Origin of the sequence: Pantoea sp. ANP04, assembly GCF_041982285.1 — a bacterium.
Taxonomy (GTDB): Bacteria; Pseudomonadota; Gammaproteobacteria; order Enterobacterales; family Enterobacteriaceae; genus Pantoea; species Pantoea eucalypti.
Map to the genome: position 1 here is coordinate 58639 of NZ_JAUTYS010000006.1, position 18991 is coordinate 77629.

The 18991-nt window shown below is 57.8% G+C and carries 18 protein-coding genes; 11 read left to right on the top strand and 7 right to left on the bottom strand.

Translation table 11 applies throughout. From position 1 onward, the window contains the following. Nucleotides 1-89: 89 nt before the first annotated feature. Nucleotides 90-866, bottom strand: coding sequence for a pimeloyl-ACP methyl ester esterase BioH (bioH, locus tag Q7C21_RS10235; protein ID WP_003853021.1), 777 nt, complete (start codon nt 864-866; stop codon nt 90-92). Nucleotides 867-900: 34 nt separating this feature from the next. Here bioH and gntX point away from each other — a divergent pair, with 34 nt between their 5' ends. Both gntX and nfuA read left to right on the top strand, forming a co-directional pair. Next, complete coding sequence (gntX, locus tag Q7C21_RS10240) at nt 901-1581, top strand: DNA utilization protein GntX (RefSeq protein ID WP_003853023.1); 681 nt, start codon at nt 901-903, stop codon at nt 1579-1581. Between the two features lie 58 nt (nt 1582-1639). After that, nucleotides 1640-2215, top strand: a complete 576-nt coding sequence (gene nfuA / locus Q7C21_RS10245; protein ID WP_003853024.1) for a Fe-S biogenesis protein NfuA — start codon at nt 1640-1642, stop codon at nt 2213-2215. 35 nt (nt 2216-2250) lie between these two features. Here nfuA and malQ read toward each other — a convergent pair whose 3' ends face one another. The 5 genes from malQ to glpE all read right to left on the bottom strand — a co-directional run bounded on the left by malQ (nt 2251) and on the right by glpE (nt 8874). Further along, nucleotides 2251-4332 (bottom strand): 4-alpha-glucanotransferase, encoded by a 2082-nt coding sequence (gene malQ / locus Q7C21_RS10250; RefSeq protein WP_039660829.1) that lies wholly within the window; start codon nt 4330-4332, stop codon nt 2251-2253. Nucleotides 4333-4341: 9 nt separating this feature from the next. Continuing rightward, the gene (malP, locus tag Q7C21_RS10255; RefSeq protein ID WP_375150704.1) at nt 4342-6747 is read right to left on the bottom strand and encodes a maltodextrin phosphorylase; all 2406 of its coding nucleotides are present in this window, start codon (nt 6745-6747) and stop codon (nt 4342-4344) included. Nucleotides 6748-6907: 160 nt separating this feature from the next. Beyond that, nucleotides 6908-7666, bottom strand: coding sequence for a DeoR/GlpR family transcriptional regulator (locus Q7C21_RS10260; RefSeq protein WP_003853028.1), 759 nt, complete (start codon nt 7664-7666; stop codon nt 6908-6910). Between the two features lie 30 nt (nt 7667-7696). Next, entirely contained in the window at nt 7697-8518 is an 822-nt protein-coding gene (glpG, locus tag Q7C21_RS10265; protein ID WP_033743324.1) for a rhomboid family intramembrane serine protease GlpG, read from the bottom strand. A gap of 29 nt (nt 8519-8547) precedes the next feature. Beyond that, on the bottom strand, nt 8548-8874 hold the full coding sequence (glpE, locus tag Q7C21_RS10270; protein ID WP_003853030.1) for a thiosulfate sulfurtransferase GlpE: 327 nt from the start codon (nt 8872-8874) through the stop codon (nt 8548-8550). Nucleotides 8875-9101: 227 nt separating this feature from the next. Between glpE and glpD the strand changes: the two genes are divergently transcribed. From glpD to mdcH, 9 genes are all read left to right on the top strand, one after another. Next, on the top strand, nt 9102-10607 hold the full coding sequence (gene glpD, locus Q7C21_RS10275) for a glycerol-3-phosphate dehydrogenase (protein WP_003853033.1): 1506 nt from the start codon (nt 9102-9104) through the stop codon (nt 10605-10607). A 359-nt stretch (nt 10608-10966) separates the two neighbouring features. Then, on the top strand, nt 10967-12622 hold the full coding sequence (gene mdcA, locus Q7C21_RS10280; protein ID WP_003853034.1) for a malonate decarboxylase subunit alpha: 1656 nt from the start codon (nt 10967-10969) through the stop codon (nt 12620-12622). Next, a complete protein-coding gene (locus tag Q7C21_RS10285; protein WP_039660832.1) occupies nt 12622-13482 on the top strand; it encodes a triphosphoribosyl-dephospho-CoA synthase in 861 nt (286 codons plus the stop codon). The genes mdcA and Q7C21_RS10285 overlap by 1 nt, the downstream gene beginning before the upstream one ends. Nucleotides 13483-13490: 8 nt before the next feature. After that, nucleotides 13491-13790, top strand: a complete 300-nt coding sequence (mdcC, locus tag Q7C21_RS10290; protein ID WP_008926277.1) for a malonate decarboxylase acyl carrier protein — start codon at nt 13491-13493, stop codon at nt 13788-13790. Beyond that, complete coding sequence (locus Q7C21_RS10295) at nt 13783-14616, top strand: biotin-independent malonate decarboxylase subunit beta (protein WP_078805134.1); 834 nt, start codon at nt 13783-13785, stop codon at nt 14614-14616. The genes mdcC and Q7C21_RS10295 overlap by 8 nt, the downstream gene beginning before the upstream one ends. Continuing rightward, a complete protein-coding gene (gene mdcE, locus Q7C21_RS10300) occupies nt 14616-15416 on the top strand; it encodes a biotin-independent malonate decarboxylase subunit gamma (RefSeq protein WP_003853040.1) in 801 nt (266 codons plus the stop codon). Before Q7C21_RS10295 ends, mdcE begins: the two co-directional genes overlap by 1 nt. A gap of 135 nt (nt 15417-15551) precedes the next feature. Beyond that, on the top strand, nt 15552-16511 hold the full coding sequence (locus Q7C21_RS10305; protein ID WP_375150705.1) for an AEC family transporter: 960 nt from the start codon (nt 15552-15554) through the stop codon (nt 16509-16511). Between the two features lies 1 nt (nt 16512). Continuing rightward, nucleotides 16513-17130 carry a malonate decarboxylase holo-ACP synthase gene (locus Q7C21_RS10310; RefSeq protein ID WP_003853042.1) on the top strand — a complete coding sequence of 206 codons (618 nt, stop codon included), beginning with the start codon at nt 16513-16515 and terminating at the stop codon, nt 17128-17130. Next, the gene (gene mdcH, locus Q7C21_RS10315) at nt 17127-18029 is read left to right on the top strand and encodes a malonate decarboxylase subunit epsilon (protein ID WP_078805130.1); all 903 of its coding nucleotides are present in this window, start codon (nt 17127-17129) and stop codon (nt 18027-18029) included. Before Q7C21_RS10310 ends, mdcH begins: the two co-directional genes overlap by 4 nt. Here the strand turns inward: mdcH and Q7C21_RS10320 are convergent. Beyond that, nucleotides 18010-18945, bottom strand: a complete 936-nt coding sequence (locus Q7C21_RS10320) for a LysR family transcriptional regulator (protein ID WP_187513116.1) — start codon at nt 18943-18945, stop codon at nt 18010-18012. The genes mdcH and Q7C21_RS10320 overlap by 20 nt on opposite strands. Nucleotides 18946-18991 lie beyond the last annotated feature (46 nt).

Here is an 18991-nt window from a genome sequence, read left to right on the forward strand (position 1 = left end):
TCCGTGACTAATCACATAAAATTGCAGCGGCCTTGCTCACAAAGAGAAGTATTGATGCTGTTAACGATTTTTGCCAACCCGTAGCACGACTATCCCTCTAAACTGCTGATAAAATTAATAATGTGCTGACAAAACATCTCTGGATGAGAAATAAAAGGTGCATGTGCTGCTTTTTCGATAATCACAGAGGGCGAGGCTGGCAACATTTCATCGATCTCAGCAGCAATCCGACGCGGCACCAGACCATCTAATGCCCCGTAGAGTCGCAAAAACGGCAATGTGATCTGCGGTAACGCGTCGCGCAGGTCGACCTGACGCAGAATGTCGAGCCCGCCATCCAGCACCGCCACCTCCGGCACGGGTTGTGACAGTACCACCTCTTTCAGCTGTCGCGCATCGGCACGCGCCGTTTCGGTGCCCAGCGTCTGCAGCGCCAGAAAGCGCTCCACCGTGCGCTGAAAATCATTACTGAGCATCTGCTGAAAGTTCTGCAGCGTTTCCGGTTTAATGCCGGGCCAGTGCTCTGTGGCGGTGAAACAGGGTGATGATGCAACGGTAATCAGGGCGTCCAGCTTTTCTGGCGCGGTCAGCGCAAGCTGCGTCGCGACCAGTCCGCCCAGCGACCAGCCCACCACAATGGCCTGCGGTGGCAGGAAAGGCATTATCTGCTCAGCCATCTGCTCCAGTGTCAGCGCGTCAACGTTCTGGCTGCGACCATAACCGGGCAGGTCGACCAGATGCAGACGGTAATGCGCGCTGAGTCGCGGAATAATGCTTTGCCAGACTTCGGCATTCAGTCCCCATCCGTGCAGCAGCACAAGATCGCGTTTTCCTTCTCCGCAGGTGTGCCAGTAGAGCGACGTCATCAGTTACTATCCCGAAAATGATAAGGAGGTCGCTATGCTAGCAATGCCCGCCCTGTGTTGGCTATGCCGGATGCCGTTGCGGATAGCCCGGCACGGTATCTGCAGCTTATGTTTACGCAAATTACCGCCATTACCGCGGCTCTGCCCACGCTGTGGGTTACCGGCAGGATCAGAAAAGGTCGCCTGTGGCCGCTGCCAGCTTAAACCGCCCGCCTGGCAGGCGCTGGTCTGCGTTAATGACTATTGTCTGCCGTTCAGCCAGTGGGTTAATCAGCTTAAATTTTCTCACATAACCGCACTCAGGGTGATGCTGGCGCGGCTGATTTTGCTAAGCTGGCTTAATGTTTACCGACGCGGTGATGTGCCGCGTCCTGATCTGCTGCTGCCGGTTCCGCTGCACCAGCGACGACGCTGGCAGCGCGGCTTCAACCAGACTGTCCTGCTGGCCGCACCGCTGGCGCACTGGCTGGGATGTGAATGGCGTGAAGGGCTTTCCCGCACGCGCAGAGGCGCATTACAGCATCAGCTCAGCGCCCGCCAGCGCCGCACTAACTTACGCGGTGCTTTCCGCCTTGAAATGGCGGTGCAGGGACGCCATATCGCTTTGCTGGATGACGTCATTACCACCGGCAGTACCGTAGATGAAATCAGTCGTCTTTTACTGGCGCAGGGTGCTGCCAGCGTGCAGGTCTGGTGTCTGTGCCGTACCTTGTAGCGCGTCATTGATGGGCGTATTATAACCAACTAAATTAGTCAACTATTGAGCAATCGACATGATCCGAATTACTGACTCTGCCCAGGAACATTTTTCTAAACTGCTATCCAAACAAGAAGATGGCACCCAGATTCGCGTATTCGTGATTAACCCGGGTACGCCAACAGCCGAGTGTGGCGTCTCTTACTGTCCGCCCGATGCTGTTGAAGCCACCGATACTGAACTGAAGTTCGAGAAGCTCTCAGCGTATGTTGATGAACTGAGCAAACCTTATCTGGAAGATGCGGAAATCGACTTCGTGACTGACAATCTGGGTTCTCAGCTGACGCTGAAAGCGCCGAATGCCAAGATGCGCAAAGTCTCTGATGATGCGCCAATGGTTGAGCGTGTTGAGTACCTGCTGCAGGCGCAGATCAACCCACAGCTCGCTGGCCACGGCGGTCGCGTATCGCTGATGGAGATCACCGAAGATGGCTACGCCATTCTGCAGTTTGGCGGCGGCTGTAACGGCTGTTCGATGATCGACGTGACCCTGAAAGATGGTATCGAGAAAGAGCTGCTGGCTGCCTTCCCGGAACTGAAAGGCGTGCGGGATATTACCGAGCATCAGCGTGGCGAACACTCGTTCTACTGATGATAAAGCGCGGCAGCCTGACTGCCGCGCTATTTTTATTGCCCTTTCTGTCCTGACTGACGCTGCTCACTGACCACCTTCAGCAGCGTATTCACCTCCTTGTCCGCAAAGATCGCCTCCAGCGTTTTGCTCAGCTTGCGTCGCCAGTTAGGGTACTGATCTACCGTGCCCGGCACGTTGACCGGCGTGGTCATACCGAGCCAGTCTTCAGGCTGCAGGCCAAGCAGCGCACTCTCGGTATCTGCCAGGAAGCGATGGATGGCCCGGTTCAGCGCAGGCGTCATGGTCAGCTTCTCCGCCTTCTTCTGACTGCGGGCCGGTAAGGCACCTGCCTGATGCAGCGCATCCAGCAGCGCCTGTTTCTGCGCGGCACGCTGCTGATGCAGCGCTTTCACTGCATCGCCTGGATAAAGGCCCAGCTTCTCACCCAGATCCAGGTCGCCCTGCTCCCAGAAACCGGTCAGCGTCGGCAGATCATGGGTACTGGCGCTGGCGATAGACTGGCGTGGATAGTCCTGCGGCGCGCGATAACGCTGATCTTTCTCCTGCTCAAACCAGAGCACCTTCCATGAAAAGACACCGCTTTTACGCAGCAGGCTGATAATTTCCTGAGGCACGGTGCCCAGGTCTTCACCAATCACCATGCAGCGCAGCCGATGGCTCTCCAGCGCCAGGATGCCCAGCAGGTCATTGACCGGATAGGCGACATAGGCGCCTTTATCCGCTGTCTCCCCGGCCGGTACCCACCACAGACGCAGTAGAGACATCACATGGTCGATACGCAATGCGCCGCAGTCGCGCATGTTGGCGCGCAGCATGTCGATGAACGGCTGATAGCCCCGCGCCTGCATCACATGCGGGTCCATCGGCGGTAAGCCCCAGTTTTGTCCCAGCGGACCCAGACGATCGGGTGGCGCGCCCACTGAGGCTTTAAGGCGATAAAGCTCCGGGTCGTGCCAGGTTTCCGCACTGCCCTCTGCTACGCCCACCGCCAGATCACGATAAAGCCCCACACTCATGCCCAGCGCCTGACTGTGCGTCCAGCAGGCCGAGAACTGCTGCTGTGCCAGCCATTGTAGCCACTGCCAGAACGCGATCTCCTCTTCATGCTGCTCACACCACTGCTGCACCTCGGGCAACTGGCTGTTACGCCACGCTTCCGGCCATGCAGGCCAGCCGCCCTGCTGCGTCTTGTCCGCCTGCCGCTCCAGCTGGATACCGTCGTAGGCCGCCTGATAACGCAGGCTGTCGCCGCCTTGACGTACAAAAGCTGCCCAGGATTGATGCTCTTCGCTCTGGTTATCACGCGCCTGGAAGTGGGCCCAGGCGTGCCGCAGCGCAGTGAGCTTAAGCGCCATCACGGCCTCGTAGTCAACCCACTCTGCCTCTCGCGCTTTGGTCAGCGCCTTCTGGGTTTTGGCACTTTTCCACCACTTCTGTGCTGCCGCGCTTTGCTGAAAATCGGCGACCTGACTGACGTCGATATAAATCACATTCAGCCAGCGGCGGGATGACGGACTGTACGGGCTGGCGAAACCGGCGCTGGCGGGATAGAGCGCATGCAGCGGATTCAGCCCGACAAAATCGCCGCCGCGCTCAGCCAGTTGCACCAGCAGCTGGTCAAGGTCGCCGAAGTCGCCAATGCCCCAGTTCTGTTCAGATCGCACCGTGTAGAGCTGCACCAGCGCGCCCCAGCGTTTCTCTCCCGCCTCCAGCGCTGGCGGCAGATAGCAGCGGCGCGGCGCGACAATAATCCGCGTCTGCCAGCGCTTCTTTCCTTTAGTGAGCGTGAGCTGGTGATAACCTTGTGTCAGCGGCCCCGGCAGCGAAAAAGGCTCTCCGGCGGTTAACTCGCCGCTAAACTGCTTGCCCTTTTCGGTCTGCAACTGCCAGCTGTAGACGCCGCTGCCCTGTGGCGTCAATTGCCGTTTGCCACTGCCGCTGAACACCGCGACCGGCGGCAGCGGTGATTTTTTGGCATCCTGCGGATCGTCCATTACCGCCAGCAGCGCGCGTTTGGTCTCATCGCTGATCGCCGCTTTCTCGCCGTTAACGTTGATGTAATCCAGTGAAATTCCCGCGGCACGGGCGGCCTGATCGAGTGCATTTTGCTTCATTGCTGCTCCTTAGCGCGGTGCCTGCCAGATACGTTGCTGATAGTCACGAATGGAACGGTCCGAACTGAACATGCCGGTTCGGGCCGTATTGAGGATAGCGGCGCGGGTCCAGCCTTCCGGGTCACGCCACAGGGCTTCCACCCGTTGCTGTGCCTCGACATAGGCCTGAAAATCAGCCAGCACCAGCCAGGGATCGCCATTTTTGGTCAGGCTCTCCAGCATCAGGTCAAACGCATGTTTATCCCCGCCGCTGAATTTGCCTTTCTCCAGCGATTTCAGTAAATCGTCCAGCGGCTTGTTCTGCTTACGCACCTTTTTCGGGTTGTAGCCTTTCGCTTTGAGCGCCTTCACCTCATCCACGGTGTGACCGAAGATAAAGATATTCTCCTCACCCACCTGTTCGGCAATTTCGACATTCGCACCATCCAGCGTGCCAATGGTCAGCGCGCCATTCAGCGCCAGCTTCATGTTGCCAGTGCCGGAGGCTTCATAACCGGCTGTAGAGATCTGCTCGGAGAGATCGGCCGCCGGGATCATCAGTTCAGCCACGGTGATGCGGTAGTCCGGGATAAACACCACTTTGAGCCTGTCACCCACCCGCGGGTCGTTGTTCACCACCTCCGCAACCTTGTTAATGGCGTAGATAATATTTTTTGCCAGGTAGTAACCCGGCGCGGCTTTGGCCCCGAACAGGAACACCCGCGGCGTGAAGGTGACATCTTCCGGGTTGTTCAGAAGCTTCTGATAGCAGTAGAGGATATGCAGCAGGCTGAGGTGCTGGCGCTTGTACTCATGCAGACGTTTGATCTGCACATCGAACAGCGCCGCCGGGTTCACGATGATGCCGGTATGGCGGGCGATATACTCTGTGAGCTGCGCTTTGTTCTGCTGTTTGATGCTGCGATAGCGCTGACGAAACGCCTGATCGTCGGCATACGGCTCCAGACCGGTTAACGCATCAAGGTTATTGGCCCACTCCGTTTTCAGCGTCTCATCAATCAGTGCCGCCAGCGCCGGATTACACTGCTTCAGCCAGCGACGCGGCGTAATGCCGTTGGTGACGTTGTGGAATTTTTGCGGCCAGAGCTGGTGATATTCCGGGAAGAGATCGCTGACCACCAGGCGGGAGTGCAGTGCCGCCACGCCGTTGACCGCAAAGCCACTCACCAAACAGAGATTGGCCATGCGCACCTGTCCGTCCGCCACCACCGCCAGCTTGTGCCACATCGCTTTGTCATCCGGCCAGTGCTGTTTCACCTGCTTTTTCAGCCGCTGATTAATCTCTTTGATAATCAGCATATGGCGCGGCAGCAGGCTGCGCATCAGCTTCTCATCCCAGCGCTCCAGCGCCTCCGGCATCAGCGTGTGGTTGGTGTAAGCGAACAAGCGGCTGGTGATATGCCACGCCTCATCCCAGCTCAGCTGATGTTCATCCAGCAGCACACGCAGCATCTCGGGGATGGCGATGGTCGGATGGGTATCGTTGAGCTGGATCACCTCAAAGTCCGGCAGACTGTGAATGCTGCGGCCCGCCAGATGGTGACGGCGCAGGATGTCGGCTACGGCGCAGGCACACTGAAAATATTGCTGCATCAGACGCAGCCGCTTGCCGGCCTGATGGTTGTCATTGGGATAGAGCACTTTGGTGAGTTTTGCCGCCTCAATACCAGGCTGCTCCGCCTGAAGGAAATTGCCGTCGTTAAAGGCCGTCAGGTCAAACGGGTGCGCACTTACGGCCTGCCACAGGCGCAGCGGCAGTGTCACGCCGTTGCGGTAGCCGGTCACCGGCAAATCCCAGGCCTCACCACGCAGCGTAAAATCGGGAAGCCAGCGTACACCGCCATCCTCACGCTTTTCCACCCGGCCGCCCATCGCAACGTCCACATCCAGCGCCGCATTGTGACGAAACCACGGATAGCGTTCACGCTGCCAGTCATCGGGCGCTTCAATCTGCTTACCCTCCTCGAAAGACTGGCGGAACAGGCCATACTGATAATTCAGCCCGTGGCCGGTGGCGGACTGCCCCACCGTTGCCATCGAATCCATATAGCAGGCGGCGAGTCGCCCCAGCCCGCCGTTGCCGAGTGCCGGGTCGATCTCCTGCTCCAGCAATTCGGTTAAATCAAGTTGCTGCTCAGCCAGCGCCGCTTTGACCTCGTCATACCAGCCGAGATTCAGCAGATTGTTGCCGGTCAGACGACCAATGAGAAACTCCATCGACAGGTAATTTACGTGACGCTGCTGCTTAGCCGGACGCGGTGCCGGCTGGGTATCGAGCAGTTCTGCCAGTGCCGCACTGACCGCCTGCCACGCCTGGTGCGAGGTCATCTGTTGGGCGGAATGGAGACTCAACTGTTGCCACTGTCGGGTCAGGGCAGCGGTAAAACGGGCTTTATTAAATTTTTGCTGCGGCATATCACTCCCTTCTGTTACGCAATGAGGTGAAGCAAAACAAAAATAGAAAGCGCACGGGCTGGCAACCGGGTGCCAGCAACCGTTAAGTTAAGACGTGAGTGGGGGAAAAAGCGACAACAATCAAAGAAAAACGCCAGCCGGGTGGCTGGCGTCGCAGGAATCAGCAGAGTTCGAGGTGAACCTCATGCTGCTCAATCACTTTCATGACGCTGGCTGGCGGCATTTTATCGGTGTAGAGATAATCCAGCAGACTCATGTTGCCAAGGTTAACCATGGCATTTCGGCCAAATTTCGAGTGATCCACCACCAGCATCGCGCAGCGTGAATTTTCTATAATCGCGCGTTTGGTGCGGACTTCGTGATAGTCGAACTCCAGCAGCGACCCATCCATGTCGATGCCGCTGATCCCCAGGATGCCGTAATCGAGCCGGAACTGAGAAATAAAGTCGAGCGTCGCTTCCCCCATCACGGCGCCATCGCGGGTGCGCACTTCACCGCCCGCGATAATCACCCGGAAATCGGGTTTGCCCATTAACAGCATCGCGACGTTAAGGTTATTGGTCACCACACGTAAATTGCTGTGGTTGAGCAGCGCATGCGCCACCGCTTCCGGCGTGGTGCCAATATCAATAAACAGCGTAGCGCCATCCGGGATCTGGCTGGCTACACGCTGCGCAATCCGCGCTTTTTCCGCTGACCACATCATTTTGCGATCGTGCCAGGCGGTATTCTCAGAGCTGGAAGGAAGCGCCGCGCCGCCGTGGTGGCGCTGAATTTTGTTTTGATCGGCCAAATCGTTGAGGTCGCGACGAATGGTCTGCGGGCTGACCTCAAAATGATCTACCAGCTCCTCAGTACTGACATATCCCTGACGACGGACTAAATCGATAATCGCGTCATGACGTTGCGTCTGCTTCACGTTCCTCTCCTGTTAACCCGCTAAACCTGTCTATCGACGCGTGACGTTACGCGTATCGACCAGCGCCATCGCCAGCCCGACCACCAGACCAGCAACGTGCGCCGCGTTGGCAATCGCCAGACCAAAGACGCCGAACCAGCCAATCACCAGCCAGACCACCGCAAAACCGATCAATCCCCGTTCAAGATAGACGCCGCTGTCGGGATCGCGCTCACCGCGTAGCCAGCAGTAACCCATCAGGGCATAGACCACGCCCGACAGACCACCAAACCAGATGCCACTGAACTTCGCCTGCAGCCAGCCGCTGAGCAGCGCCGAAATCAGCATAATTACAAACAGTTTGCCGCTGCCCAGACGCTTTTCAACCGCGCCGCCGAGATACCACCACCACATCAGATTAAACAGGATGTGCAGCAGTGAAAAGTGCAGCAGCGCATGACTGAACCAGCGCCAGACCTGAAGATGCTGGTCGGCATCCGGCCAGGAGAGCCACGCCATCACGGCCTGATCGCCCATGACCTGCATCAGAATAAAGACCGCGATGCAGAGCACCATCAGGGTCATGGTCAGCGGACCGGCACGCTCGCGGATGTTCGCCCAGATATTGCTACGCTCATAGCGCAAACCGCTGTCAGTCTTGCCGCTGTGCCAGCTGGCGGCCTGATAGCGCGGATGGTTAGGGTCATGCAGAAACTGCTGAAGTTCGTTTTCGACCACTGCAATCTTGCTCTCATCATCCAGCATGATGACGTAGTGATTTTCATGCTCAATACGCAACGTGATGCCCTGCGTCGCCATGTAGTCAACAAACGCCTGCGCCATGCGCGGCTGATTAAATTGGGTAATGCGCATCATTAACTCTCCATGTGACGAGCAGCAAGCTATTCACTGCCAGAGGCAACCTGCTGAGGGAAGGCGGCACGCCAGGCATCAAAGCCGCCATCAATGCTGTACGCCGCGCTGAAGCCCTGTCCCAGAAGATACTGCGCCGCACTTTTGCTGCTATTACCGTGATAGCACATCACCAGCACGGGCAGGCTTTGATCCGCGCCACTGACAAACTCGCTGAGGTTGGCGTTGGTCAGATGCAGCGCGCCCGCCGCATGGCCAAGGGCATAACTTTGCGGATCACGGATATCCACCAGCAGCGCACCCTGCGCCAGACGCGCCTGCGCCTGCTGCACATCAATACATTCAAACGTTTCCATGGGATCTCTCATAACAGCATCACAATAGCGCGTAGTGTAACCCGATAATCCGCGCCGATAACCTGACAATCGTTACGGCTATCTGTTTTTTTGGTGGGCAGAATGTTAGCTATATCACGCAAAAATGTTTTTACCGGGTTAAAGACTGGCGTAAATGTTGGTTTGCGATTATGATTATGCTCGAAAACGAACATAAGAGAACTATTCCGAACATCGGAGGAGATGACGTGGAAACCAAAGACCTGATCGTGATCGGCGGCGGCATCAACGGTGCCGGCATTGCAGCAGACGCTGCAGGACGCGGACTGTCGGTGTTAATGCTGGAGGCGCGGGATTTGGCTTGCGCGACCTCTTCAGCCAGCTCAAAACTGATTCATGGCGGCTTGCGCTACCTTGAACATTACGAATTCCGCCTGGTCAGTGAAGCACTGGCCGAGCGCGAAGTCCTGCTGAAAATGGCGCCGCACCTGGCGTTTCCGATGCGCTTCCGCTTGCCGCACCGTCCGCATCTGCGTCCGGCGTGGATGATTCGTACCGGCCTGTTCATGTATGACCATCTTGGCAAGCGTACCAGCCTGCCAGGCAGCAAAAGTTTGCGATTTGGCGCGGATTCGGCCCTGAAGCCAGAAATCACGCGCGGATTCGAATACTCCGACTGCTGGGTAGATGATGCCCGCATGGTCGTTCTGAATGCGCAGGAAGTGGTTAAGCATGGTGGCGAAGTGCGTACCCGTACTCGTGTCACCCGCGCCTGGCGTGAAGGTGGCCTGTGGATGGTCGAAGCCGAAGATGTTGATACCGGCAAAACCTTTACCTGGCAGGCGAAAGGTCTGGTCAACGCGGCAGGCCCGTGGGTCAAACAGCTGTTCGACGACAGCCTGAAGCTGAAATCGCCTTACGGTATCCGCCTGATTAAAGGCAGCCATATTGTGGTGCCGCGCGTCCATACCGAGAAACAGGCTTATATCCTGCAGAACGAAGATAACCGCATCGTGTTTGTCATTCCCTGGATGGATGAGTTCTCAATCATCGGCACCACCGATGTGGAATACAAAGGCGATCCGAAAAGCGTCCATATCGACGACAGCGAGACCGAGTACCTGCTGAAAGTGTTCAACGGACACTTTAAAAAGCAGCTGACCGCCGACGATATCGTCTGGTCTTACTCGGGTGTCCGTCCGCTGTGCGATGACGAGTCTGATTCGCCGCAGGCGATCACTCGCGATTACACGCTGGATGTGCGCGATGATAACGGTCAGGCACCGCTGCTTTCCGTGTTTGGTGGCAAGCTGACCACTTATCGCAAGCTGGCAGAACATGCGCTGGAGAAACTGGCGAAGTACTATCCGAAAGCCGGCCCAGCCTGGACCAAAAACTGCGTGTTGCCGGGCGGTAATATCAACGGCACCAGCGATGATTATGCGGTCAGCCTGCGTCGTCGTTATCCGTTCATCACCGAAAACATGGCGCGCCACTTCTCACGCACTTACGGCAGCAGCACTGAAACCCTGCTGGCGGGTGCGAAAAGTCTGGACGATCTGGGTGAGAACTTCGGTCACGACTTCTATGAGGCGGAGTTACGCTACCTGGTGCAGCATGAATGGGTACGTGAGCTTGACGATGCTATCTGGCGTCGTACCAAACAGGGTATGTGGCTGACCAAAGAGCAGCAGGCCCGGGTGGCAGAGTGGCTGGCGGCCAAAGCCAAACCGGCACTGTCCCTGGCGTCATAAGCGAGCAATACAACAACAGAAAGCAGGCTTCGGCCTGCTTTTTTATTGGCTGCTTATTCGGTTAATATTCAGGCCAGCCGCATCCTCACACCTCATCAGAAGAAACGCCTGTCATCGAGCAAACCGGTATGACTGGCTTTGTTCATCATGAATACCGATTCAGGCTTTTGCCCCCCTGCAACCTTTTCTTCATGCTTCCCCGCGTAAACTCAACGCATCCTGACTGCGTATCCCCCTTTTCGCCATTGTTACCTTAAATCTAACGTTCCGTTTTTTTGCTTAATTGAACACCGTTTTAAGAAAGCTCAGACTTCCCTCAGCATAAACGTCAACAGAGCGATTCAAATCCGGAGGTTGAAATGAACACAGGCCAAACGCCTGCCCGGGAGTGGAACACACGCCGCAGTGAAAAAGCGCGTCGTCTGGCCTCCTTTCCCCTTGATGGCAAAGTTATTCCTGCTGAAAGAGCCGTTGAAGCATTTGAACAGTTAATCGCACCAGGCGACCGCGTGGTACTGGAAGGCAACAACCAGAAGCAGGCTGACTTTTTATCCCGCACCCTGGCGGCGGTGAATCCGGCGAAAATTCACGACCTGCATATGATTATGCCCAGCGTCGGCCGCAGCGAACATCTCGATATTTTTGAAAAAGGCATTGCCCGCAAACTCGACTTCTCCTTCTCCGGTCCCCAGAGCCTGCGCATGTCTCAGCTGTTGCAGGATGGTCAGCTGGAAATCGGCGCGATTCACACCTATATCGAACTCTATTCCCGTCTCTACGTTGACCTCAGTCCGAATGTGGCGCTGATTGCCGGCTATAAAGCCGACCGCAAAGGCAACCTTTATACCGGCCCGAGTACCGAAGATACCCCGGCGCTGGTGGAGGCCGCTGCGTTTCGTGACGGTATCGTGATAGCCCAGGTCAACGAACTGGTCGATGACGAAACCGACCTGCCGCGCGTCGATATTCCTGGCTCCTGGATTGACTACATCGTGGTGGCAGATAAACCGTTCTTTATCGAACCGCTGTTTACCCGCGATCCGCGCCTGATTAAGCAGGAGCATATCCTGATGGCGATGATGGCGATTAAAGGCATCTACGCCGAGCATCAGGTGCAGTCGCTTAACCACGGTATCGGTTTTAACACCGCCGCGATCGAACTGCTGCTGCCCACCTACGGCGAACAGCTTGGTCTGAAAGGCAAAATCTGTAAGCACTGGGCGCTGAACCCGCATCCGACGCTGATCCCGGCCATCGAGAGCGGCTGGGTGGAGAGCGTGCACTGTTTCGGCGGCGAGCTGGGGATGGAAGAGTATATCCGCGCCCGTCCCGACATCTTCTTTACCGGCAGCGACGGTTCAATGCGCTCTAACCGTGCGTTCTGTCAGCTGGCAGGTCAGTACGCGGTCGATATGTTTATCGGTGCCACCCTGCAGGTTGATGGCCTGGCCAACTCCTCTACCGTCACCCGTGGTCGTCTTTCCGGCTTCGGTGGCGCGCCAAACATGGGTCACGATCCCCACGGCCGCCGCCACGCAACACCCGCCTGGCTGAATATGATCACCGAGCCAGACCCGATGCAGCGCGGTAAAAAACTGGTGGTGCAGATGGTCGAGACCTTCCAGGCCGGTGCAAAACCAACCTTCGTTGAAACCCTCGATGCGGTTGAGGTGGCGAAATCCTCCGGTATGCCACTGGCGCCGGTGATGATCTACGGCGATGACGTGACGCACGTGCTGACCGAGGAAGGTATCGCCTATCTCTATCGGGCAGAAAGCCTTGAGGAACGTCGCGCCATGGTCGCCGCAGTCGCCGGAATTACCGATATCGGTCTGGGTGTGGATGCAGCACGCGTCGCTGCCCTGCGTAAAAGCGGCAAAGTAGTTTACCCGGAGGATATGGGTATTCGTCGCTCCGATGCCACCCGTTCACTGCTTGCCGCTGGCAGCGTCGCTGACCTGGTTGAATGGTCAGATGGCCTGTACAACCCGCCTGCTAAATTCCGGAGCTGGTAATGAAACTCCTGTCACAGACTCATGCCGAGGCGCAGGCCAGTCATCTGGCGACGATTGCGCGCGATTGCCTGATTGATGAAGCACGCCTGAGCCCCAAGCCGGGTCTGGTAGACAGTCGGGGAAACGGCGCACATCGGGATCTGACGCTGGCGCTGATGGAGCGTTCTGCCCACAGCCTGATGCCCACCTTTCTGGCGCTGGCCCGTCACAGCTGGCTTCGTCCCGCCGACATCGCCCTGCGCGAAACAGTCGGTCGGCTCGGCCGCGATGGCGAACAGCAGATGATGGCAGCAACCGGCGGCGTGAACACCCATCGGGGCGCGATCTGGGCGCTGGGATTGCTGGTCAGTGCCGCTGCCATGCAGGGTGGCACAGCCACGGCTGACACGCTGGCCCGCACCGCTGCCGCGCTGGCGAGCCTGCCCGACAGCCACGCCCCCAGAGTGTTCAGCAAAGGGTTAAAAGCGACGCACCGCTATCAGGTACCCGGCGCACGCGAAGAGGCGCAACAGGCATTTCCTCACGTGATGAAGCTGGCGCTGCCGCAGTTGCTGATCAGCCGTGCGGTTGGTGCCAGTGAGAGCGAAGCCCGGCTGGATGCGCTGATGGCAATCATGACTTCACTCAGCGATACCTGCGTGCTGTCACGTGCAGGCATGACCGGACTCGACGCCATGCAACAGGGCGCACGCGCCGTGCTGCTGGCAGGCGGCTGCCGTACAGCGGCGGGTCAGAGGGCGCTTCAGCAGCTTGACCGCCGGATGCTGGCGCTCAACGCCTCGCCGGGCGGAGCCGCCGATTTGCTGGCCGCAACGCTGTTTATCGATCGGGTCTGTTCGCCTGAACATTCTTATTTTTAGAGGCCATTATGGAACACATCACATTATCTCTACCTGCTAACCGCCTGCTCAGTGGCAGAGCGCTGGCCGGGGTCGTTGGTTCCGGTGATATGGAAGTGCTGTACACCGCAACTGAAGGCCAGACACTGAACGTCAATATCACCACCTCACTGGATAACAGCGACGCCCGCTGGAAAGCGCTGTTTGACCGCCTGAACTTAATCAACGGCCTGCCCGCCGGAGAGATGATTATCCACGATTTCGGTGCGACACCGGGCGTAGCGCGTATTCGTATTGAACAGGTTTTTGAGGAGGTGAGTCATGCGTAACGATGCCAGTTTTATTGAATTACGAGCCCGCGAACGTGCGCATGCGCTGCTGGATGCGGGCAGCTACCGCGAACTGCTGGATCCTTTTGAGGGCATCATGTCGCCCTGGCTGGCTCCGCAGGGCGTGGTGCCCCAATCCGATGATGGCATGGTCGTGGCACGCGGCACGCTGAACGGTCAGTCTGCGGTGGTGATCGCCATCGAAGGCACCTTCCAGGGCGGCAGCATGGGTGAAGTCTCCGGGGCGAAAATGGCGGCGGCGCTGGAGCTGGCGGCAGAAGACAATCGCAACGGCATCCCGACACAGGCGGTGCTCTGCCTTGAGACCGGTGGCGTGAGGTTACAGGAAGCGAACCTGGGGCTGGCAGCGATTGCCGATATTCATGCGGCGATTGTCGACCTGCGTCGCTACACCCCGGTGATCGGCATCGTCAGCGGCACCGTTGGCTGCTTCGGCGGGATGTCTATCGCCGCCGCGCTCTGCAGCTATCTGATTGTGACCCGTGAAGCCCGTCTGGGCCTGAACGGCCCGCAGGTGATTGAGCAGGAAGCGGGAATTGAAGAGTACGACTCTCGCGATCGTCCGTTTATCTGGAGCATGACCGGCGGCGAAATCCGCTACGCCAGTGGCCTGGTCGATGCGCTGGTGAATGACGGTATCAATGCCGTGAAAACCGCGATGCATGATTTTATTGCCAGGGGCGTTCCGGCGCAGAACCGCAGTGATAAGTATGACGACTTCCTGTCACGTCTGACGCAGTTCGATACCCGCCAGCAGGCGGACACCGCGCAGATTAAACAGCTTTTCGCCCGGGAGGAGAAATAATGACGCAGACAAGCAGCCGTGGTGCAACCTGGCTGGAAAAACTTGCACCTGATGCACAGCGCCTGAGCGGTCTGTGCGCCTCTGTTCAGGTGGCTGACGGCCAGCTTAATGGCGAAGATGTCCGCTTTATCGCCGTCGTGCCCGATGCCCAAAACCACTATCCGCGCGCCGCGCAGGGCGAAGTGGGTCTGCTGGAAGGCTGGACGCTGGCGAAAGTGGTGAATGAAACGCGGGAAGCTGACAAAAACAGCGCTGTGAAACGTCCGATTGTGGCGGTGATCGACGTCCCCAGTCAGGCCTACGGTCGCCGCGAAGAGGCGTTTGGCATTCACCAGGCGCTGGCAGGTGCAGCAGGCGCCTATGCGAATGCGCGCCTTGACGGTCATCCGGTGATTGGTCTGATTGTGGGTAAAGCAATGTCCGGTGCGTTCCTGGCACACGGATATCAGGCCAACCGCCTGATTGCGCTCAACGATCAGGGCGTGCTGGTCCATGCCATGGGCAAAGCGTCAGCGGCGCGCATCACACTGCGTTCGGTAGAGGCGCTGGAGAAACTGGCCGCCACCATTCCCCCAATGGCATATGACGTGAATAACTTCGCCACGCTGGGTCTGCTCTCTGATCTGCTGAACGTTGCTAATCCTGATGCGCCGTCTGACGCTGATGTGGCGATGGTCGAAATTGCATTACAGAAGGCGATCAGTGACGCGCGTCAGGATCCTACCCTGAAAAACCGCCTTGGCGCCTCTAATCGTCAAAGCTCCTCCCTGGTTCGCGAACGTATGCGCGCGACCTGGTAATGACATAAAAAAAACCAACCTGCCGAAACCGGTCTGACGGGGCGCATCGCGACGTGCGCCCCGGAGCAGTGGCCGTGTTCAGAATTATAAACATCGCTGTTTTTAAAGAATTTTTCTCTTAATTACAGGTGATTTATGATTTACATAATTGTTCATGCCCTTGCTCCAATTTTTATCACTATGCTGTTAGGTTTCTGGGCCGGTAAGGCCGGAATGGTCAATAACAGAGATGTCTCCCTGCTCAATATTTTCGTGATGGATTTTGCGCTGCCCGCTGCGCTGTTCAGTGCCACCGTACAGACACCCAGGTCGGGTATCGTGGCGCAGTCGCCGTTGATTGTGGTCTTAACCGGGGCGATGTGGATAACCTATGTGGCACTCTATTTCCTGGCGACCCGCCTGTTTAAAAAGTCGCCTCAGGATGCTGCGGTATTAACGCTGACTGTCGCCCTGCCCAATTACGCCGCGCTGGGGCTGCCGATTCTGGGCAGCGTACTGGGAGAAGGTTCAGCAACTTCACTTTCTGTTGCGGTTTCAATTGCCTGCGGCTCGGTGCTGATGACACCCTTCTGCCTGCTGATTCTGGAACGGGAAAAAGCGCGCATTGCCGGTGAGAATGTGGGTTCGACAGTGACCATGCTGCCGGTGCTGATGTGGCGCTCGCTCAAAAAGCCGATCGTTCTTGGCCCGCTGCTGGGTGTGGTGTTGTCGGCGCTGGGCTTCAGAATGCCGGAGCTGGTCATCTCAGCGATTAAGCCGCTGGGGCTGGCAGCCACCGCCGCCGCGCTGTTCCTGACCGGCGTGATCCTCTCCGCACGTCAGCTGAAACTCAACGCCATCGTCGGCGTCGGGACGGTTGCCAAACTGCTGATTCAGCCCTTTATCGCCTGGGGTCTGGTGCTGGCGCTGGGACTTCACGGGTCAGTGGCAATCACCGCTATTCTGATGATAGCGCTGTCAGCCGGTTTCTTTGGCGTGGTGTTCGGCAACCGCTTTGGCGTGCAGTCACCCGATGCTGAGGCCGTGCTGCTGCTAAGCTCAATTCTGTGTATTTTATCTTTACCGTTGTTCATTACGCTGACATCAGGAATGTAATATGCGTGCGCCGCGTCCCCACGATTTGCTCTGGCTGCGACACAGCAGTGCTTTAGCCACGATTCAGGAGAGCTGGGTCAGCCCGTTCTGGCATCCCGACATGCCGGTGGTGGTGCGGCGCGATCGCCATGAATCCGGTTTGATCCCGATTGGCGTGCGCGGTGAGCGACGTGAGCAACGCGCCGCTGGCTGGATCACGTCAGACACTATTATCCGCGTGGTGACGCCAGAATGGCTGGCTGAACGCACACGGCTGCTGGATTCGCCCTTTACGGCTTATGCGCCTGTCAGCGCGGCGATTTCGCTCAGCGAGACCGCCTGGCCGTGGCGCTGGGGCATTACCGGCAGCACCGGTTATGCGCTGGCAACGCAATGCCCTGTGTTGCACGCCGCCAGCGATCTGGATGTCATCATCCGCGCCCCGCAGCCACTGCCACGCGATGCGCTGCAACGCTGGCAGACAGCGACCGACGCGCTGAGCTGCCGGGTGGATACGCAGGTGGAAACGCCGTCTGGCGCCTTTGCTCTGAACGAGTGGCTACGCGAGGAGCGCGTGCTGTTAAAAACCGACACCGGACCGATCCTGACCGCTTCACCCTGGAGCAGGGAGAATCCATGAAAATACTCTTTACCTTCCCCGGCCAGGGCACCCAGCGTGCCGGGATGCTGCAACATCTGCCTGAGGGCGATGCGCTGAAAAGCCGCGTGCGTGCGGTGCTGGGCGAAGAAGCTGACCGGCTCGACAGTGCCGATGCACTGCGCCACACCCGCGCCGTGCAGCTCTGTCTGCTGATTTCAGGTGTTGCCTGGGCGCGCGAACTGATCCGCCGTGGGGTGAAACCCGATATCGTCAGCGGTTTATCGATTGGCGCGTTTCCTGCGGCGGTGATTTCCGGCGCGCTGGATTTCAGCGACGCTCTGCGGCTGGTTGCGCTGCGCGGCGATCTGATGGAGCAGGCGTATCCGCAGGGATATGGCCTGACCGCGATCACTGGCTTAACGCTGAGCCAGCTGGAGAAACTGCTACCCGGCAGCAACACCTACATCGCGAACCTCAATGCGGAAACGCAGATTGTGATTGCTGGCCGCGACGAGGATATGGCAGTGGTCGCGCAGAGGGCGCTGGATGCGGGAGCCAGTAAAGCGATTAAGCTCGCGGTGAGCGTGCCGTCGCACTGCGCGCTGCTGGATAAACCCGCCGCCGAACTGGCTCGCGCCTTTGCGTCCGTCACCCTCTCCCGCCCCGATTGTGCCTACCTCAGCGGCTCAACCGCGCGGGTGATTTGGGAGCCGGAGAAAATTGCCGACGATCTTGCCTTTAATATGGCGCGCACGGTGCAGTGGAATGATGCGATGGTTGCAGCGAATCAGCGTGATGCCCGACTGGCCATTGAGATGCCGCCTGGCAGTGTGCTGACCGGTCTGACGCGTCAGGCGAACTGGCAGGGCGAAGCGATTTGTCTGGAGCGCAATAGCGTGGAGGTAGCACTGCATCTCGTTAAACGGTTACATCAGTAAGGCTGCGGGCGTACATTCGCCCTTCTGCCGCCAGGGCCAGCAGGTCATTGTCACGTTCGCGGTGATGTGAGTAGACAATCGAGATCTGCTGACGCATCTGGTAAGGCTCAGCCAGCCTCAGCAGCTGGATGTTATTTTCATACACCTTCTTCATCCGTCCCGGAATCAGCGCCAGACCCACGCCCGCCTGCACCAGGCTTATCATCGAGAAGATGTCATTTACCTGAGTAACCATGCGCGGTTCAAATCCGGCAATCTGAAATGCCTCCTGTGAACCGGCATAAGTGGCGAATCCCTCTGCCAGTGAGACAAAATCACGGTCAGCATAATCACGCAGATCCACCGGTCCGGATTCGCTCTGCGATTCTTCAGCCGGCATGGCCAGAAAGATGCTGTCTGTGAACAGCGGAATCACTTCAAATTGCGCATCACTGAGTTCGCCCTCATCGGTGGCGATCAGAATCGCATCCAGCGCGTCATCTTCCAGCATATTGAGCAGCATCTGATTCGACCCCATAGTCAGGTCAAGCTCCAGTGCTGGACGACGCAGCTTCATGCCCATGATCAGGCGGGGAATGGTTTCAAGCGTCAGCGAGTAGAGTGTGCCAAGCCGCAGGCGACCCCCGCCGATACCCGCCACTTTGCGCGCCTCTTCAATGCCTTTGCCCATCAGTGTGGTCACGTCGCGACAATAGTCCAGCAGCGTCCAGGCAGCCGGCAGCGGCACCAGGTTGCGGCCTTTATGAATAAACAGCGGGCAGTCGATGCCCTCTTCCAGCGTGTGCAGGGCGCGATGCACGCTGACGCTGCTCAGCTCCAGCGCTTCCGCCGTGCGGGCGATATTGCCTTTGCTCATAAACATCATGAAGACGCTGAGCTTACGGAAGGTAATTTCCTGGTTAATGTTGTCACTCATTGGCTGCGGTTGCCTGTAGGGTCGTTTTGCATGTCCGCATAGTAAC

Excerpts from the sequence above, each read along its gene's own strand:
- mdcH (WP_078805130.1), top strand. The coding sequence starts at position 17,127 with ATGAAAATACTCTTTACCTTCCCCGGCCAGGGCACCCAGCGTGCCGGG.
- Q7C21_RS10310 (WP_003853042.1), top strand. The coding sequence starts at position 16,513 with ATGCGTGCGCCGCGTCCCCACGATTTGCTCTGGCTGCGACACAGCAGT.
- malQ (WP_039660829.1), bottom strand. The coding sequence starts at position 4,332 with ATGAAGCAAAATGCACTCGATCAGGCCGCCCGTGCCGCGGGAATTTCA.
- bioH (WP_003853021.1), bottom strand. The coding sequence starts at position 866 with ATGACGTCGCTCTACTGGCACACCTGCGGAGAAGGAAAACGCGATCTT.
- glpG (WP_033743324.1), bottom strand. The coding sequence starts at position 8,518 with ATGCGCATTACCCAATTTAATCAGCCGCGCATGGCGCAGGCGTTTGTT.
- mdcA (WP_003853034.1), top strand. The coding sequence starts at position 10,967 with ATGAACACAGGCCAAACGCCTGCCCGGGAGTGGAACACACGCCGCAGT.
- gntX (WP_003853023.1), top strand. The coding sequence starts at position 901 with ATGCTAGCAATGCCCGCCCTGTGTTGGCTATGCCGGATGCCGTTGCGG.
- malP (WP_375150704.1), bottom strand. The coding sequence starts at position 6,747 with ATGCCGCAGCAAAAATTTAATAAAGCCCGTTTTACCGCTGCCCTGACC.
- Q7C21_RS10285 (WP_039660832.1), top strand. The coding sequence starts at position 12,622 with ATGAAACTCCTGTCACAGACTCATGCCGAGGCGCAGGCCAGTCATCTG.
- mdcE (WP_003853040.1), top strand. The coding sequence starts at position 14,616 with ATGACGCAGACAAGCAGCCGTGGTGCAACCTGGCTGGAAAAACTTGCA.
- Q7C21_RS10305 (WP_375150705.1), top strand. The coding sequence starts at position 15,552 with ATGATTTACATAATTGTTCATGCCCTTGCTCCAATTTTTATCACTATG.
- glpE (WP_003853030.1), bottom strand. The coding sequence starts at position 8,874 with ATGGAAACGTTTGAATGTATTGATGTGCAGCAGGCGCAGGCGCGTCTG.
- Q7C21_RS10320 (WP_187513116.1), bottom strand. The coding sequence starts at position 18,945 with ATGAGTGACAACATTAACCAGGAAATTACCTTCCGTAAGCTCAGCGTC.
- Q7C21_RS10295 (WP_078805134.1), top strand. The coding sequence starts at position 13,783 with ATGCGTAACGATGCCAGTTTTATTGAATTACGAGCCCGCGAACGTGCG.
- mdcC (WP_008926277.1), top strand. The coding sequence starts at position 13,491 with ATGGAACACATCACATTATCTCTACCTGCTAACCGCCTGCTCAGTGGC.
- nfuA (WP_003853024.1), top strand. The coding sequence starts at position 1,640 with ATGATCCGAATTACTGACTCTGCCCAGGAACATTTTTCTAAACTGCTA.